The following is a 15,420-nucleotide window of genomic DNA, read 5'->3' as shown; positions in this document are numbered from 1 at the left end:
GAGTGTGCGATTGACGGGCGGATGACCACAGGTGTCCGCGACACTGCCGTGTCGCGGCCGAGGTGGCCGCCTTGTGCAGGGATGGATGATGACGCGGATTCACGAATGGCGTCTGCTGGCGGCCGGGGCGGTCGCAGCTGTTCTCGGGGTGAGCAGCCTGGTCATGTCGGGAGGGGCGACGGCGGACACGGCTCCGGTCGACCCGGAGCTGCCGGAGACGGTCTCGGCGGACGTACTTCCGACGGTGCAGATCGACGGGGTCGCCTGGAAGCAGGTGATCGTCGGCGACATCGTCTACGTCGGGGGCAGCTTCACCTCGGCTCGTCCGGCGGGCGCCGCGGCCGGCACCGACGAGACGCCGCGGACCCACCTGCTGGCCTACCGGCTCTCCACCGGTGAGCTGATCGACGGCTTCGCGCCGACGCTCAACGGCCAGGTCAAGGACATGGCGCTCTCGCCCGACCAGTCCCTGCTCTACCTCGCCGGCAGCTTCACCCAGGTCAACGGCGTCAACCGCTACCGCGGCGCCGCGATCAACCTGGCCACCGGCGCGCTGACGAGCTTCCGGCCGATCTTCAACTCGACGACCAACGCGGTCGCGGCCACCGCCGACGCGGTCTTCTACGGAGGGGTGTTCACCTCCGCCGACAACACCGCGCGTACGAAGGTGGCCGCCGTCCGACCGAACGACACCGGCACCCAGCTGCTGTCGATGAACCCGACGGTCTCCAACGGCTCCGTGCAGGACCTGGTGGTCTCGCCCGACGGTGCCGACATCGTGATCGGCGGCAACTTCACCAAGGTCAACGGTTCCTCCAACCCGGGCTATGGACTGGCCCGGATCAAGGTCGCGACCGGCGCCTCGATGTCGCTGCCGGTCAACTCCGAGGTCCGCAACGGCGGATCCAGCTCGGCGATCCTCTCCCTGGAGAGCGACGGCACCAGCTTCTACGGCACCGGCTACCACTACGGCGGCGGCGGCAATGTCGAGGGCTCCTTCAAGGCCGACTGGGCCGCCGGGAAGCTGACCTGGCTCGAGGACTGCCACGGCGACACCTACGCCATCTGGCCGACCGACGACGTCGTCTACCAGGCCAGCCACAAGCACTACTGCGGCAACTCCGGCGGCTTCCCGGAGACCAGCCCGCGCAGCTTCCAGCACTCGACCGCGGTCACCCAGGACGTACGCGGCACCAACACCCGCGACATCTACGGCTACCCCGACCACCCCGGCACCCCGCGACCGGAGTTCCTGGAGTGGTACCCGAAGTGGACCCCCGGCACCTTCACCGGCGCCAACCAGGCGCCGTGGACGGTGGCGGCCAACGACGACTACGTCGTCTACGGCGGAGAGTTCCTCAAGGTCGACGGGGTGGCTCAGCAGGGGCTGGTGCGGTTCGCCGTCAAGGACATCGCGCCCAACGAGGTCGGCCCGGGCCTGTCCGGCGCGGAGTTCGGCCTCACCGCGACCTCGCCCGCCGACGGTCAGGTCCGGCTGACCTGGCCGGGCAACGCGGACAAGGACAACGCGACCGTGACCTACAAGGTCTACCGCGGCTCGACCGACGTGGCTCCGATCCACACCAAGCCGGTCACCGCGGCCTTCTGGAAGCAGACCACGCAGAGCTTCCTCGACATCGAGGCGCCGCCGGGCACCACCCAGAGCTACCGGGTCGTCGCCGAGGACGCGTTCGGCAACCAGTCGCCCACCGAATGGGTCACTGTCGACGTCGACGGCGAGCCCGTCCCGCCGGCCGAGGGCACCATCGCGGAGGACACCTTCGAGCGTGCCGAGACCAGCGGCTGGGGCACCGCCGAGACCGGTGGCACCTGGGCGCGCAGCACGGGCGTCGCCGGCAACTTCTCGGTTTCCGAGGGCCGCGGCTGGCACTCGGTCGCTCCCGGCGGCACCACCGAGTCAAGGCTCGGCGAGGTCTCCGCGACCGATGTCGACGCCACCGTCAGCGTCGGGGTCTCCCGGCTCCCCGATGCGGGCTACGTCTGGTCGATCCTCGGCGCCCGCGTCTCCGGCACCGACCACTACGCCTCGCGGCTGCGGTTCAACCCGGACGGCACCGTCGGCGTCCATCTCGTCCGCAGCGGCACCCCGGTCGTCGGCGCCAACGCCGTTCCGGGCCTGAGCGTCGCCGCGGGAGACCGGCTGATGGTCCGCCTCCAGGTCACCGGCACCTCGCCGGCGACCGTGCGCACCAAGGTGTGGCCGGCCGGCTCCGCGGAGCCGTCGGGCTGGACGTACGAGCTCTCCGACTCGACTCTCGCGAACCAGGTCGCGGGTGGGGTGATGCTGCGCAGCTTCGGCTCCTCGACGATCGGCACCACGCCGGTCCGCGTCGGCTACGACGACCTTTCGGTGACGGAGGAGTAGAAGGCATACCCGATCTTGGGGAGTGGGTGTTCGGATCCACCCACGGGCGGCCGACTTGGGCTTGAATGCACCGTCTCAACTCAATGTCTTTGTCCGATCCGCCCGCGGAAGATCCCCCATGCTCAGTCAAGTCCCGCGTACGAGGATGTACGTCGCGGCAGCTGTCGCTGCCGTCGTCCTGGTGAGCGTCGCGGTCGTGCTCGTCCTGCGCAACCCGTTCGTCCCGGACGCTGCCGGGTCGGACTCGACGGTGGCCGCCGCCCCGTCTCCGACGGCGACCCCGTCGGAGAAGGAGTCCTCATCGTCCTCCGACTCCGAGGACGATGAGACGGAGAAGTCGGACGGCAACCGCGCGCTCGGTCTGAAGGCCGTGGCGACCACGTCCCCGGGCGTGACCGCCCGGCTGGCCCGGATCGACTCGGTCCAGGCCACGGCGAGCCTGCCCGGTGAGATCGGCGGCCCCGCGCTCGCGATCACCGTGAAGGTGAAGAACCAGACCGGGAAGAAGCTCGACCTGGCGCTCGGTGTGGTCAACGCCTACTACGGTCCCGAGCGCACCCCCGCGGTCAGCGTCGCCTCCGACGGCGAGGTGCCGTTCCCGGCCTCGGTCGCGGACGGTGAGTCGGCCAAGGGCATCTACGTCTTCCAGATCCCCGAGGAAGCCCGCCCCGTACGCGTCGAGCTCGATCTGGGCAACGGCGCCGACGTGGTGGTCTTCAAGGGCCGACCCCAGCGATAACCGTCCCCCACGATGAGAGATGTGATGAAGCCGATCCTGGCTGTGCTGGCGCTCGTGGCAACGAGCCTGACCCTGGCGACGACCTCCGCATCCGCGGACACCGCGCCGATCGATACCGACCTCCCGAAGACGGTCTCCGCCGACGTCCTTCCCACCGTGCAGATCAACGGCGTCGCCTGGAAGCAGGTGATCGTCGGCGACATCGTCTACGTGGGCGGCAGCTTCACCTCCGCCCGTCCGGCGGGCGCCGCGGCCGGCACCAGCGAGACCGCGCGGTCGAACATGCTGGCCTACCGGCTCTCCACCGGGAACCTGATCACCACCTTCGCGCCGAAGTTCAACGGCCAGGTCAAGGACATGGCGCTCTCGCCCGACAAGAAGCTCCTCTACGTCGCGGGCGGCTTCACCCAGGTCGACGGCGTCAACCGCTACCGGGGCGCGGCGATCGACCTCGCCACCGGCAAGGCGACGAGCTTCCGGCCGATCTTCAACTCGACCACCAACGCGGTCGCGGCCACGTCCAGCGCGGTCTTCTACGGTGGCGTGTTCACCTCTGCCGACAACACGGCACGCACGAAGGTCGCCGCGGTGAAGCCCAGCGACACCGGCACGCAGCTGCTGCCGTTGAACCCGAAGGTCGCCGGCGGCAACGTCAACGACCTCGTGGTCTCCTCCGACGGCACCAAGATCGTCATCGGCGGCGCGTTCACCAGCGTCAACGGCGCCTCGAAGCCGGGCTACGGTCTGGCCCGTCTCGAGGTCTCCTCGGGCAGCTCGCTGGCGCTGCCGGTCAACGACGAGATCCGCAACGGCGGCACCGAGGCGGCGATCCTCTCCCTGGAGTCCGACGGCACCAGCTTCTACGGCACCGGCTACAACTACGGCAGCGGCGGCAACTCCGAGGGTTCCTTCAAGTCCGACTGGGCCACCGGCAAGCTGACCTGGCTCGAGGACTGCCACGGCGACACCTACGCCATCTGGCCGACCGCCGACGCCGTCTACCAGGCCAGCCACAAGCACCACTGCGGCACCTCCGGCGGCTTCCCCGAGACCAAGCCGCGCAGCTGGTACCACGCCACCGCGGTCACCCAGGACGTACGCGGCACCAACATCGCCGACGACAAGTACGACTACCCCGACCACCCCGGCACCCCGCGCCCGGAGTTCCTGGAGTGGTACCCCAAGTGGACCAACGGCACCTACACCAGCGCCCAGCAGTCGACCTGGACCGTGACCGCCAACGCCAGCTACGTGACCTACGGCGGTGAGTTCCTCAAGGTCAACGGCGTCGCCCAGCAGGGTCTGGTGCGGTTCGCCGTCAAGGACATCGCGGCCAACAAGGTCGGTCCGACGCTGAAGGGCGCGGCGTGGGCGCTGACCGGCTCCTCGCCGTCGGCGGGCAAGGCGACGCTGAAGTGGCCGGGCAACCCCGACAAGGACAACGCGACCGTCACCTACAAGCTCTACCGCGGGACGCTGGACTCGACGCCGATCAAGACCGTCAAGGTCTCGGCCCCGTTCTGGAAGCACACCGCGATGACCTTCACCGACACCGGCCGCACCAGCGGCTCGTCGCAGAAGTACAAGATCGAGGCAGTGGACCCGCTCGGCAACATCTCTCGGTCTGACTGGGTGACGGTCAAGATCCGATGACCCAGCCGGTCTGGGTGGGCATGCTCACCTATCGGCGCCCCGAGGGGTTGGCCGAGGCGGTGGGCATGCTCCGGGCCCAGCTCGACCTGGTTCCTGGCGCTCGGCTGCTCGTCGTGGACAACGACGAGCAGCCGAGCGCTGCGTCCGCGGTCGTGGAGGCGGCCGGAGGGGACGTACGCGTCGTCTACGTCCACGAGCCGACCCCCGGCATCGCCGCTGCCCGCAACCGGGCACTGGCCGAGGCCGGGCCCGAGGCGGTCGTCGTCTTCATCGACGACGACGAGCAGCCCTCGCAGATGTGGTTGCCCACGCTGCTGGCGTGCTGGGAGGAGACCGGTGCCGCTGCCGTCGTCGGTCCGGTCCTCTCCACGTTCGACGATGACCCGGATCCCTGGATCACCGCGGGTGGCTTCTTCCAGCGGCTGCGGCACCCCACCGGCACCGTCGTCACCACCGCGGCCACCAACAATCTGCTGCTCGACATGACCCGGGTCGGCGATCTCCGCTTCGACCTCGGCTTCGGCCTCTCCGGCGGCTCCGACACCGTCTTCACCCGCACGCTGTCGGCGGCCGGCGGCCGGATCGTGTGGTGCGACGAGGCGCCGGTCCACGACCTGGTGCCCGCCGACCGCGCGACCCGGTCCTGGGTACGCGCCCGCGCCTCCCGCATCGGCAACTCCGACTCCCGCGTGCAGGTCTACCTCGCGCCTGCCGGCCGCCGTCCGATCGCCCGGCTGCGCGCCACCGTCCGCGGTCTCGTCCGCGTCCTGGGCGGCTCCGCCCGCCTCGTCCTCGGTCGCCTCGCCGGCTCACCGGCCCACCACGCCCGCGGCACCCGCACCCTGCTTCGGGGCGTGGGCATGCTCCGCGGCGCCTGGGGCTCCTACGTCACCGAATACGCCCGCTGACCCGGTGGTCGAGCCGCCGGAGCCGCTGGGCGGAGGCGTGTCGAGACCAACACGGTCCTATCGGCGGGCGAGGGGAATGCGTTGGTCTCGAGCCCGCTTGCTGGCGCTCGCGGGCTCGACCAGCGGAGCATCGAAGATGCCGTGGACGCGGCCGCTCACGAAGCGGTCTAGACCCATTGCGAACAGGATCGCGACGAGGGTCAGCAGGGGCACGGCGATCAGGCCGGTGCCCGGGGGCCAGTCGATGGCGCGGCCGGTGAGCAGGGCTGCGGCGGCGGTGATCGGGAAGGCGTGGACGACGTAGATCGGCAGCGTGCGGGTGCCGAGGTGGCGCACGAAGCCGAGCGCTGGGACGCGGGCGATCAACACCCCGAGCCCGCAGCCGGCGGCGACCGCGAGCAGCCCGAGCATCGGCCGGACGAAGAGGATCCGGTCGTCGGCGATGTAGAGGAAGAACCCCAACGTCAGGACGTACGCCACCCCCGCACCGACCACGTGGACCGGCCGCATCCGCGGCACGAGCGAGCGCACCGTGGGTGCTGTGCGGGAGGCCAGTACGAAGAAGAACCAGTAGCGGAACGTCTTGTCCCAGGGGACGTCGCCGGTGGAGACGAGCCCGGCGGCGAAGACCGCGGAGCAGAGCAGTGCGGTCCCGACGACGAGCCAGGCCGGCAGCCGCCGGGTCAGCCAGCCCACCAGCGTGAAGAGGCACAGCGTGTAGAGGAACCAGAGGTAGACGTTGGGCTCGACCAGGATGCGGGCGATGGAGGCGAACGCGTCGGGCGGCGGATGCGGCAGGAGTGCGCGGAAGATGCCGAGGAGCAGGCACCACAGGACGTACAGATAGATCAGGTTCAGGCACCGCGTGCGTAGCACCTCCCGCAGCGGGCGGGCGAGCAAGGAGGGGGCGAGGAGTCCGGAGAGGAAGAAGAACAGCGGCATCCGGAACGTGTCGAGCGGGTGGGCCAGCCGCGACCAGGGGCCGGCGAGGCCGACCAGATCGAGGTTGATCACGGCGTGGAAGAGCACCACCAAGATGATCGCCAGGCCCCGCGCGGAGTCGATCCAGCCTTCACGCACGTTGGGGCCCTCCGGCGAGGTAGCGGCGGCGAGCGCGCTGGTCACGACGAGCCTGGCGCGGCCTTCGCATCGCCGGCTTCGGCCCGGGCGGCACCGGATCGGTGGCTGCCTCCTTACGCTGCAGCAGAAACACCCCGAGCGCGAGCGCGAGCGGCGGGAGCGAGCTGATGATCGGACCGAAGAAGAGGTTCCAGCCGAGCTGCAGGGCGAGGAAGATGCCGAGCGCGGTGCCGGTGCGGTGGGCCATGCTCCGGCCCAGATACGAGGTGGCGAGCCACAGCAGCCACCCTGACAGCACCAGCCCGGCGAGCCCGAACCAGATCCACAGGTCGCCGATCAGGGAGTGCACCTCGATCCGGGTGCCGAACATGTAGTGCTCGACGTAGCCGTTGTCCGGGTCATAGCCCAGGCGAGACATCCCCTGCTTCGCGACCTGCATGTCGGTCGAGGTGGCCATGACGCCGGCGCCGTAGCCGAGGGGCTCGTGCAGCATCAGCGCGACCGCGGCCCCGATCTCGGGCCGGCCGCCGAGGATGAGCGACCCGGCAGCCTGGGTCTGCTCCTCGGTGCGCTGCTGGGCCGACTGACCGAGGTAGCCGTCCAGCGCAGCGCCCTCCAGCGATCGGTAGAGCCCGAGCCCCAGCGCGCCCACCAGCACCAGCGAGAGCAGCGCCGAGGTGGTCCGTTTGGCGGTCCGCGGTCGGTGCTGCCACAGCAGCAGCACCGCGGTCATGATCAGGAACGCGCTCATCGACCTGGCCCCGGACAGTGCGGTGACCGCGGTGAGAATCCCGAGGGCGGTCATGTCGGCGAGGAGCCTCTTGCGGGGACGCCGCCGGATGAGCAGGCAGGCTCCCAGCAGCAACATCGTCGCGGGCATCGAGAACCCGAACCGCCACGGGTCCTCGGCGAACCGGGAGTTCATCGTCGCGGTCAGGAACGAGCCGACGGCGTAGAGGCACACCACCACCCCGGGTGACAGCACCCGCTGCGCCCACAGCAGCGCCCCTACGCACATCGCGGCCGAGACCACCGGCAGCAGCTCGAACAGCACCCCGGCCTCGGTCGGCGGGTGGGTCGCCGAGCGCCACGTGCTGAGCGCCAGCGCGGAGACGAGGCAGGCGAGAAGAAGTACGCCGCCCAGGGCCGCTCCGCGATAGCGGCTTGCCTCTCGGATCCAGACCGGGGCCAGCGCCGCACCCATCAGTCCGCCCACGGTCAGGCCCCGGACGAGGTCGAAGTCGGTGCCAGCCAGGAACGCTGCAGCCCCAGCCAGGAGCGCAGTGAGCACCTCCCAGCCGGTGCGCTCGGCGCGCTGAGTGCGCCCGGAGCGACCGGAGCGCCCAGCGCGGACCCGGACCGCCGTCGCGACGGCCACGCTCAGCTTCCGGCGGCGGGGTAGCCGTGCTGGCGCGGCTCCCGGGGACGTACGAGACCGGAGAGGAGGCGGGCGAACCAACCCTGCTCGGGCTGGCCGTAGTAGGTGTGGGCGGCGGTGTCCCGGACCTGGTTGGCGACGATGCCGAGGCACCGGGCGTCGACGGCCTCGAGGCTGTCGATGGCCTCGAGCACCTGCGGGCGGTGGATCGTACGGCAGTTGGCGACCACCAGGGCACCGTCGGTCAGCCGGGACAGGATCGCGCCGTCAGCCACGGGGAGCAGCGGCGGGGAGTCGAGGATGACCACGTCGTAGGCGGCCCGCGCCTCCGCGAGCAGGTCGACCATCCGCGGCGAGCCGATCAGCTGCGCGGGGTTGGGCGGGATCTCACCCATGGTGAGCACGTGCAGGTTGGCGTCGCCCCAGACCTGGACGACGTCGCCGAGCTCTGCCTTCCCGATCAGCACCGTCGTCAGCCCTGCCGCACCCTCCAGGCCGCAGTAGTCGGCGACCGCGGGACGACGCATGTCGGCGTCGACCAGCAGCACGCGCTGACCCTGCTCCGCGATCGCCAGCGCCAGGTTGATCGAGGTGGTCGACTTGCCCTCACCGCCGATCGAGGAGGTCACGACCATCGAGCGGACCCTCGAGGAGGCGTCGAGAAACTGCAGATTGGTCTGCAGCCTTCGGTAGGCCTCGGCCGCGACGTTGTGCGGGTCGATGGCGGTCACCGCGCCGCGCGAGCGCCGCTGGCCCCGGCGCCGGGGGATCGCCCCCAGGAGCCCCATGTCGGTGAGCTGCTCGAGCTCGGCCGCGGTCCTGACCCGGGTGTCGAGGAGGGCGCGGACCACGGCGATGGCGACGCCGAGGCCGAAGCCGCCGGCGAAGCCGACCAGAGCGGCCAGCCGCGTACGCGGTGCGAACGCCTCCTGCGGCGGGTCGGCGCGGGCGACCACGGTCACCTCGACCGCGGACTTCTTGTTGGAGCTGGGGGAGAGGTTGGTGATCGTGGTGGTGAGCTCGTCGGCGACCGCGTTGGAGAGGTCGGAGGCGCCGGTGCTGGTCGTGGCCACCGCGTCGATCTCGATGATCACGGTGTCGAGCGGGTTCTCGGCGGTGATCTCCTCCGCCAGCGCCTTCGACGTCGTGTCGAGGTCGAGGTCGTAGATGACCTGGTCGAGCACGACCGGCATCGTCGCCAGCTTGGCGTACGACTGGACGATGTCCTGGGTGAACGTCGAGCCCTGGACCAGCTCCTGGGTCGTCGCGCCGCGCGCGATCGAGACGAAGACGGTGCTCTGCGCGCGGTACTGCGGCGGGCTCGCGTGCGCCTGCGCGAAGGCCGCGCCGGCACCGATGATCGCGAGCACCGCGACGATGTACCAGCGCTTTCGCAGGGCAGCGACATAGTCGCGCAGGTCCAACAGGTCACTCCATCCGATGTCTTTGCCAGGCTGCTCGTCCGTGACTCATCCGCCGAAGCGGAGCCCGAGGCAATGCATGCCGCCGTCAGGGCAGGTCCACGGGGCCATCGCACATCCTCACCCGATTGTGGGGATGACAGGGCCGAGCGGCCGACCCGTTCCCCCAAATGGGGGATTGATCTGCCGTCGGTTTCGGGACCCGTACCTCGATTGCGTAATGTCTGTCCGTCACGTTCGGGGGGTTGGCCGCGTGGATGTGAGATCCGCGCTCGAGAATCGGCAGGCAACTGTTCGAAGGTAGGCAGGGATGGACACCGCGACGATCCTGGTCGTCTGCACCGGGAACGTACGACGATCGCCGGCCGTCGAGGCGATGCTCCGTGAGGGCGTCGGGCAGGTCGGTGGGCTCGCGCGCCACGGCATCACGGTGATCTCGGCCGGCAGCGAAGCGCTCGAGGGCTACGACATGGACCCGATGATCGCCTCCGAGGTCGCTCTCGCCGGGGTCCGGCTGACCAGGCACCAGGCCTATCCGCTCGACGTCGACGATATCGAGAGCGCCGACCTGATCATCACCGCCGAACGCTCCCACCGCAGCGAGGTCGCCCGGCTGGTGCCCTCCGCGGTCAAGCGCACGTTCACGCTCATCGAGATCGCCGCGCTCGGCGACCTGCTGGGACGTACGGCCCTGGGTGGCCCCGCGGGTTCGGAGGCGGACGCGGCCACCCGGCTGCGTACGCTCGTCCAGCTCGCGCCGCTGGAGAAGGCCCGGCGACGAGTCCGGCGGCCGGCCGACGACGACCTCCAGGACCTGCGGAAGCGGTCCCCGCGCGAGGCCCGGCGGCTGGTGACCGAGGCCCGTGGCCACGTCGAGACGCTGCTGCGGGTGCTCGAGCCGAGCCTGTCGCTGGTCGCCCAGCCCCAGCGCCCCGCTCCCGCCATCCCCTCGCCCGCTGCTCCTGCCGAGTCCACCCAGCCCCGGTCCACGCACTCCACCCGGTCGGCGGGTTGACCCCGCCGGTTCACTGCGGTCCATTTGAACGCAAGTTAGGGTTGCCTACATGAGTCGTCCCGCGAAGCCTGAGACCATCCTCGTCGTCACCGCCACCGAGCGGCTCAGTCCGACGATGATCCGAGTCAGCTTCCGCTCCGAGGACCTGAGCGCGTTCTCGTCGAGCCTCTTCACCGACCGCTACGTGAAGCTGGTCTTTCCTCAGAAGGACGATGACCCGGTGGTGCGCACCTACACCGCGCTGAACCCCTCGGTCGCGGACGGCACCCTCGACATCGACTTCGTCGTCCACGGCACCGAGGGGTACGCCGGTCCCTGGGCCGCCGCGGCCAAGCCCGGAGACACCCTCGCGGCTCGCGGTCCGGGCGGCGCCTACTCGCCCGCCCCTGAGGCCGACTGGCACCTGATCGCCGGCGACGAGACCGCCCTGCCAGCCATCCGCGCGGCCCTGGCCGCGCTGCCCGCCGACGCCCGCGGCTACGCCGTCATCGACATCCCGGCGCCCGGCCACGAGCAGCCCCTCGACCACCCCGACGGCGTCGAGGTGACCTGGCTGGTCACCGGCGGCCACACCCACCACGCCGCCGAGGACGCCGAGGGCCACGAGCAGCCGCTCGTCACCGCCATCCGCGACCTGAAGTGGCTCGACGGCCGCGTCCACGCCTTCGTCCACGGGGAGGCCGCGGTCACCATGCACGGCATCCGCCCCTACCTCCTCAAGGAGCGCGGCGTCCCGAAGGCCGACGTCTCCATCTCCGGCTACTGGCGCCGCGGCCGCACCGAGGAGACCTTCCGCGACTGGAAGCGCGAGCTCGCCGAGGCCGAGTCCGCCTGACCCGAGCCGCCATCCCCGCTGGTCGAGCCGCGAGGCCGCCTGCGGCCGAGCGTGTCGAGACCAACACGGTGCGACCAAGCGCGGACCTCACCGTGTTGGTCTCGACACGCCTCTGCCTAGCGCCTCCGGCGGCTCGACCAGCGGTGCCGGGCGTCAGGTGCCGTTCTCGCTGAAGTGCTGGTAGTCCTTCAGAGAGTTCCAGTCGCCGCCCCAGCCCCAGCCGATGTCGGCGAAGGCCTGGACGACGACGTCGTCGGCGTGGATCATCCCGGGCGCCTTCCGGGACCGGTCGAGATACCAGCGGGCGAGCTCGGGGATGACGCGGTCGCCCTTGACGTAGGGGTTCTGGAAGGTGTTGATGTCGATCGCCAGGCCGTAGGCGTGCTGGGAGAACGAGGTCTGGCCGACCGTGGGGCGGCAGACGAAGCCGCCGGTGCCGTTGCCGTCGCCGGTCGGCGGAGCGTCCAGGGACGCCTTCGTGGCGATGTCCATCTGCTCGATCGGGAACCTCGCCTCGTAGAGCTTCCGGAAGACGCCGACGACGTCCTCGGCGACCCGGGCGTTGATCAGCATCTCGCCGGTGTGACGCTCGCCGTCGAAGCCCCAGAACGTCATCCGCACCCAGGCCAGCTCCCGGCGCGAGACCGGGCATCCCGGAACCCAGGTCGAGCGCGCGATCACGTCGTCCGGTGCGATGTCGACCTCGGCCGTGAAGCCGTCACCGGGCAGCATCGGCATCATGTCCGGCAGCGTCCATGCCCGGTGGCGCAGCTCCTTCGGCGTGGGCCCCGCGATCCCGTATCCCTCCGCGTCCTCCTTCAGCACCCGGGTCCCGAGCCACGGCGGCGGCACCGACCCCGGCTTCGCCGCAGCAGGAGAAGACGAAGGTACGTCGCTGGGTGACGGCTCGGCCGAGGTCGAGGGAGCCACGGCGCTGGTGGCCGGCGACGGGCCGGCCTCGGGCGCCCCGCCGCACGCGCTGAGCGCGAGCAGGAGGGCAGCCACCCCGGCGACGTACGTTCTGACACTCACAGATCCGCACGGCGTCATCGCGGCCACGCAGCCATCGCGGCCGTGGCGAGCCCGCGCAGCTCCTGCCGGGTGGCGCCGTCGATCGCCTGCACCGACATGCCCTGGATCACCGCTCCGAAGAGCCGAGCGAGGGCGCCGGCATCGGTCCCGGCCGGCAGCTCGCCCTCAGTGACCGCCGTCCGCAACCGCTGCTCGATCCCCGCGAGCGTCTCCGAGCGCATCCTCGCCGGGCGGGTGGCGACGGCGCGCTGGGCGGTGCCCAGCGCGAGCGCGGCCGTCGAGACCATGCAGCCCGGCGGCAGCCCGCTCTCGCTGAACCGGTCGGCCGCCTCGTACAGGAACTCCGAGATGGCCTCGCGAGCCGGTCCGTCGGGCCGGAGCACCGTGCCGTGCTCACTGGCGTAGCGCTCCAGTGCTGTCCGGTAGAGCACCTCCTTGGAGCCGAACGCGCCGTAGAGGCTGGGTGCCTTCAGGCCGGTCGCGGCCTCGAGCGTCGCGACGCTCGTGCCTTCGTACCCGTGCTCCCAGAACGCCCGCATCACCGCGTCGAGCACCGCGTCCTCGTCGAAGGAGCGCGGTCGTCCGCGGGAGGGCTTGCGCATTTCCATAGTGATCCCTACATTAACTCCTGGATCATTATTTAGCGACTACTACAGAAATGAGCCCGAGATGACCCGCAACGCACTCGTCACCGGAGCCTCGCGCGGGATCGGCCGCGCCATCGCCGTACGTCTGGCCGCCGACGGTGTCGGCCTCATCGGCATCCACTACGGCTCGAACCGCGCGGCTGCCGAGGAGACCGCGCGGCTCGTCGAGACCGCCGGGGCCCGGGCGGTCCTGATCGAGGCGGACCTCGGCGAGGACGGCGCGAAGGCCGCCGCCGAGATCGCGGAGGCGTGGACCGCGGCAGCGCTCGATGAGACCGTGCTCGATGAGCATGGCGGCCTCGACATCCTGGTCAACAACGCCGGCATCAACGGCAACCAAGAGCTCCACGAGCTCGACCCGGCCACCGCGCGACGCGTCCTCGAGGTCAATCTGATCGCGCCGATGTTCCTGACTCAGGCGGTCGCTCCGCACCTGCGCGAGGGCGGCCGCGTGATCAACGTGTCGACCGGATACACCCGAGTGGCGGCGCCGACCCACCTCACGTACGCCGCATCCAAGGCCGGTATCAACAACCTCACCCGATCGCTGGCCGCCCCGCTCGCCGCGCGCGGTGTGACGGTCAACGCGGTCCTTCCGGGCGTGATCGAGACCGACATCAACGCCGACTGGATCGACCTGCCCGGCCCGCGAGCACAGGCCGAGGGGCTGTCGGTGTTCGGCCGGATCGGCACGCCGGAGGACGTCGCCGACGCGGTCGGCTTCCTCGCCTCACCCCAGGCGCGCTGGGTCACCGGCGAGACCCTCGACGTGACCGGAGGATCGGCGCTCTGAGTCGCTTGACTTCGAGTGCACTCGAACCAGGACACTGGGGTCCATGACGACGCAGGCGCACAGCAACGGGCTCAGCATCGCCGAGGTGGCCGATCGGACCGGCCTGACCGCGCACACGCTGCGCTACTACGAGCGCGACGGGCTGATGCTCGGGGTCGGCCGCAACGGATCGGGCCACCGCGCCTACACCGAGGGCGACCTCGGCTGGATCACGCTGATCACCAGACTGCGCTCCACCGGGATGCCGATCCGGGAGATCCGGCGCTACGCCGAGATGGTCCGGGCCGGCGAGGGCAACGAGGAAGCCCGCCTCGAGCTGTTGCGCGCACACCGCGACCGGGTGCGCGCGCAGCTGGAGGAGACGGCCGCCCATCTGGACGCGATCGAGTTCAAGGTCGCCTACTACGCCGCCGCCGTGGGGGAGACCGACCCGGACGCCGAGCTCATCGCCCAGCAGCGTCGAGCCGCGCCCTCTGCTCCTCGCTGAGCTCGAGGTCGACCGCGGCCAGGCTCTCCTCGAGCTGAGTCACCGAGGAGGCCCCGACCAGCGGGATCACCGGGAGGACGTCGCCGAGCATCCAGGCGAGCACGACCTGGTTGCGGGTCGCGCCTGTCTCGGCGGCGACCTCGTCGAGCACCGCGAGCCGCGCGGTCGTCCCCGGGTGGTCATAGGCCCGATCGAGCGGCTTCGAAGGATTCGTGTACGCCCCGGCGAGCAGCGGCGTGTAGGCCACCAGCGTCAGCCCCGGCGTCGCCCTCAGGTAGGCGAGCAGAGAGGCGTCGGCGACCCCGATCTCGCCGTCGACCGAGAGCCGCGGGTCGGGGATGTCCGTCCGCGGACGCAGGTAGGTGTGGTGGTACTGCAGCACGCTCGGCCGAGCCTCCTCCGGGTTGACCGCCCGCGCCCGCTCGACCTGCCAGGACCAGTGGTTGCTCAGCCCGAACTGGCCGATGACACCGTCCTTGACGAGGGCGGCGAAGCCGGCGGCGTACTCCTCCAGCGGTACGCCGTTCATGTCCGGCACGTGCGCGTAGTAGAGGTCGAGGCGCTCGACGCCGAGGCGTTCGCGGGAGCGGTCGGCCTGCTCGCGTACGTTCTGCGGCGCGAGCCCCTCCCAGCGCCGGGTCCGCTGGTTCTCCCAGCCGTTCTCGACGCGCTCGACGACGTCCGTGGGGCGGGCGCCGACCTTGGTGGAGATGACGAGCTCCTCGCCGATCCCGCGGTCGCGGCGCCACTGCCCGAGCACGGTCTCGCTCTCGCCGCCCTGGGTGCCGTTGGCCCAGTAGGCGTAGTTGTTGGAGGTGTCGACGAAGGTGCCGCCGGCCTCGACGAAGCGGTCGAGGATCGCGTACGACGTCTCGACGTCCGTGTCCGTCCCGAACCGCATCACGCCGAGCGCGAGCTTGCTGACGCGCCGTGCGCCGGCGCCTGATCCGATGGTCGTGTATCGCATGAGACCCACGCTCCGGCTTGGTGTGCGCTCGAAGTCAAACGTCTTTACGTACGTCTCCTAGACTGGTCCCGCACCCCCT

General features: G+C 70.7%; 14 protein-coding genes. 8 read left to right on the top strand and 6 right to left on the bottom strand.

The window, feature by feature from the left end; all coding sequences use genetic code 11:
* Positions 1-88 precede the first annotated feature (88 nt).
* The 4 genes from BLT25_RS22130 (at position 89) to BLT25_RS22115 (ending at position 5,686) form a co-directional block, all read left to right on the top strand.
* Positions 89-2,386 (top strand): phage tail protein, encoded by a 2,298-nt coding sequence (locus BLT25_RS22130; RefSeq protein ID WP_091050612.1) that lies wholly within the window; start codon positions 89-91, stop codon positions 2,384-2,386.
* Between the two features lie 118 nt (positions 2,387-2,504).
* Positions 2,505-3,125, top strand: coding sequence for a hypothetical protein (locus tag BLT25_RS22125; protein WP_143033820.1), 621 nt, complete (start codon positions 2,505-2,507; stop codon positions 3,123-3,125).
* A gap of 12 nt (positions 3,126-3,137) precedes the next feature.
* Positions 3,138-4,778 carry a hypothetical protein gene (locus tag BLT25_RS22120; protein WP_143033819.1) on the top strand — a complete coding sequence of 547 codons (1,641 nt, stop codon included), beginning with the start codon at positions 3,138-3,140 and terminating at the stop codon, positions 4,776-4,778.
* Complete coding sequence (locus BLT25_RS22115) at positions 4,775-5,686, top strand: glycosyltransferase family 2 protein (RefSeq protein WP_091050606.1); 912 nt, start codon at positions 4,775-4,777, stop codon at positions 5,684-5,686. The genes BLT25_RS22120 and BLT25_RS22115 overlap by 4 nt, the downstream gene beginning before the upstream one ends.
* A 57-nt stretch (positions 5,687-5,743) precedes the next feature.
* On the opposite strand, the gene BLT25_RS22110 is transcribed toward BLT25_RS22115, so the two are convergent.
* The 3 genes from BLT25_RS22110 to BLT25_RS22105 are packed head-to-tail and all read right to left on the bottom strand — an operon-like array spanning position 5,744 to position 9,568.
* Positions 5,744-6,811 (bottom strand): acyltransferase family protein, encoded by a 1,068-nt coding sequence (locus BLT25_RS22110; protein ID WP_176884154.1) that lies wholly within the window; start codon positions 6,809-6,811, stop codon positions 5,744-5,746.
* Complete coding sequence (locus tag BLT25_RS30005; protein ID WP_176884152.1) at positions 6,759-8,144, bottom strand: O-antigen ligase family protein; 1,386 nt, start codon at positions 8,142-8,144, stop codon at positions 6,759-6,761. Before BLT25_RS30005 ends, BLT25_RS22110 begins: the two co-directional genes overlap by 53 nt.
* Positions 8,145-8,146: 2 nt before the next feature.
* Positions 8,147-9,568: a tyrosine-protein kinase domain-containing protein gene (locus BLT25_RS22105; RefSeq protein ID WP_091050597.1), complete on the bottom strand. Its 1,422-nt coding sequence runs from the start codon at positions 9,566-9,568 to the stop codon at positions 8,147-8,149.
* Positions 9,569-9,875: 307 nt separating this feature from the next.
* Here BLT25_RS22105 and BLT25_RS30000 point away from each other — a divergent pair, with 307 nt between their 5' ends.
* Positions 9,876-10,580: an arsenate reductase/protein-tyrosine-phosphatase family protein gene (locus BLT25_RS30000; protein ID WP_091050596.1), complete on the top strand. Its 705-nt coding sequence runs from the start codon at positions 9,876-9,878 to the stop codon at positions 10,578-10,580.
* Positions 10,581-10,629: 49 nt separating this feature from the next.
* The gene (locus BLT25_RS22095; protein WP_091050594.1) at positions 10,630-11,415 is read left to right on the top strand and encodes a siderophore-interacting protein; all 786 of its coding nucleotides are present in this window, start codon (positions 10,630-10,632) and stop codon (positions 11,413-11,415) included.
* A gap of 153 nt (positions 11,416-11,568) precedes the next feature.
* Here BLT25_RS22095 and BLT25_RS22090 read toward each other — a convergent pair whose 3' ends face one another.
* Positions 11,569-12,447 (bottom strand): M15 family metallopeptidase, encoded by an 879-nt coding sequence (locus BLT25_RS22090; RefSeq protein ID WP_091050839.1) that lies wholly within the window; start codon positions 12,445-12,447, stop codon positions 11,569-11,571.
* Positions 12,448-12,461: 14 nt separating this feature from the next.
* The gene (locus tag BLT25_RS22085) at positions 12,462-13,049 is read right to left on the bottom strand and encodes a TetR/AcrR family transcriptional regulator (RefSeq protein WP_176884150.1); all 588 of its coding nucleotides are present in this window, start codon (positions 13,047-13,049) and stop codon (positions 12,462-12,464) included.
* A 67-nt stretch (positions 13,050-13,116) separates the two neighbouring features.
* Between BLT25_RS22085 and BLT25_RS22080 the strand changes: the two genes are divergently transcribed.
* Together BLT25_RS22080 and BLT25_RS22075 are read left to right on the top strand one after the other, a co-directional pair.
* Complete coding sequence (locus BLT25_RS22080) at positions 13,117-13,887, top strand: SDR family NAD(P)-dependent oxidoreductase (protein ID WP_091050591.1); 771 nt, start codon at positions 13,117-13,119, stop codon at positions 13,885-13,887.
* Positions 13,888-13,930: 43 nt separating this feature from the next.
* A complete protein-coding gene (locus BLT25_RS22075; RefSeq protein ID WP_091050588.1) occupies positions 13,931-14,374 on the top strand; it encodes a MerR family transcriptional regulator in 444 nt (147 codons plus the stop codon).
* Here BLT25_RS22075 and BLT25_RS22070 read toward each other — a convergent pair.
* Positions 14,331-15,341 (bottom strand): aldo/keto reductase, encoded by a 1,011-nt coding sequence (locus tag BLT25_RS22070; RefSeq protein ID WP_091050585.1) that lies wholly within the window; start codon positions 15,339-15,341, stop codon positions 14,331-14,333. The two genes, BLT25_RS22075 and BLT25_RS22070, sit on opposite strands and share 44 nt — an antisense overlap.
* Positions 15,342-15,420 lie beyond the last annotated feature (79 nt).

Origin of the sequence: Nocardioides sp. YR527, from assembly GCF_900101045.1 — a bacterium.
Lineage (GTDB): Bacteria > Actinomycetota > Actinomycetes > Propionibacteriales > Nocardioidaceae > Nocardioides.
This window is presented reverse-complemented; position numbering and strand designations above follow the sequence as displayed.

What these genes read in the sequence shown, in the direction of transcription:
- BLT25_RS22130 (WP_091050612.1), top strand. Translation starts at nt 89, where the DNA reads ATGACGCGGATTCACGAATGGCGTCTGCTGGCGGCCGGGGCGGTCGCA.
- BLT25_RS22125 (WP_143033820.1), top strand. Translation starts at nt 2,505, where the DNA reads ATGCTCAGTCAAGTCCCGCGTACGAGGATGTACGTCGCGGCAGCTGTC.
- BLT25_RS22120 (WP_143033819.1), top strand. Translation starts at nt 3,138, where the DNA reads ATGAGAGATGTGATGAAGCCGATCCTGGCTGTGCTGGCGCTCGTGGCA.
- BLT25_RS22115 (WP_091050606.1), top strand. Translation starts at nt 4,775, where the DNA reads ATGACCCAGCCGGTCTGGGTGGGCATGCTCACCTATCGGCGCCCCGAG.
- BLT25_RS30000 (WP_091050596.1), top strand. Translation starts at nt 9,876, where the DNA reads ATGGACACCGCGACGATCCTGGTCGTCTGCACCGGGAACGTACGACGA.
- BLT25_RS22095 (WP_091050594.1), top strand. Translation starts at nt 10,630, where the DNA reads ATGAGTCGTCCCGCGAAGCCTGAGACCATCCTCGTCGTCACCGCCACC.
- BLT25_RS22085 (WP_176884150.1), bottom strand. Translation starts at nt 13,049, where the DNA reads ATGCGCAAGCCCTCCCGCGGACGACCGCGCTCCTTCGACGAGGACGCG.
- BLT25_RS22080 (WP_091050591.1), top strand. Translation starts at nt 13,117, where the DNA reads ATGACCCGCAACGCACTCGTCACCGGAGCCTCGCGCGGGATCGGCCGC.
- BLT25_RS22075 (WP_091050588.1), top strand. Translation starts at nt 13,931, where the DNA reads ATGACGACGCAGGCGCACAGCAACGGGCTCAGCATCGCCGAGGTGGCC.
- BLT25_RS22070 (WP_091050585.1), bottom strand. Translation starts at nt 15,341, where the DNA reads ATGCGATACACGACCATCGGATCAGGCGCCGGCGCACGGCGCGTCAGC.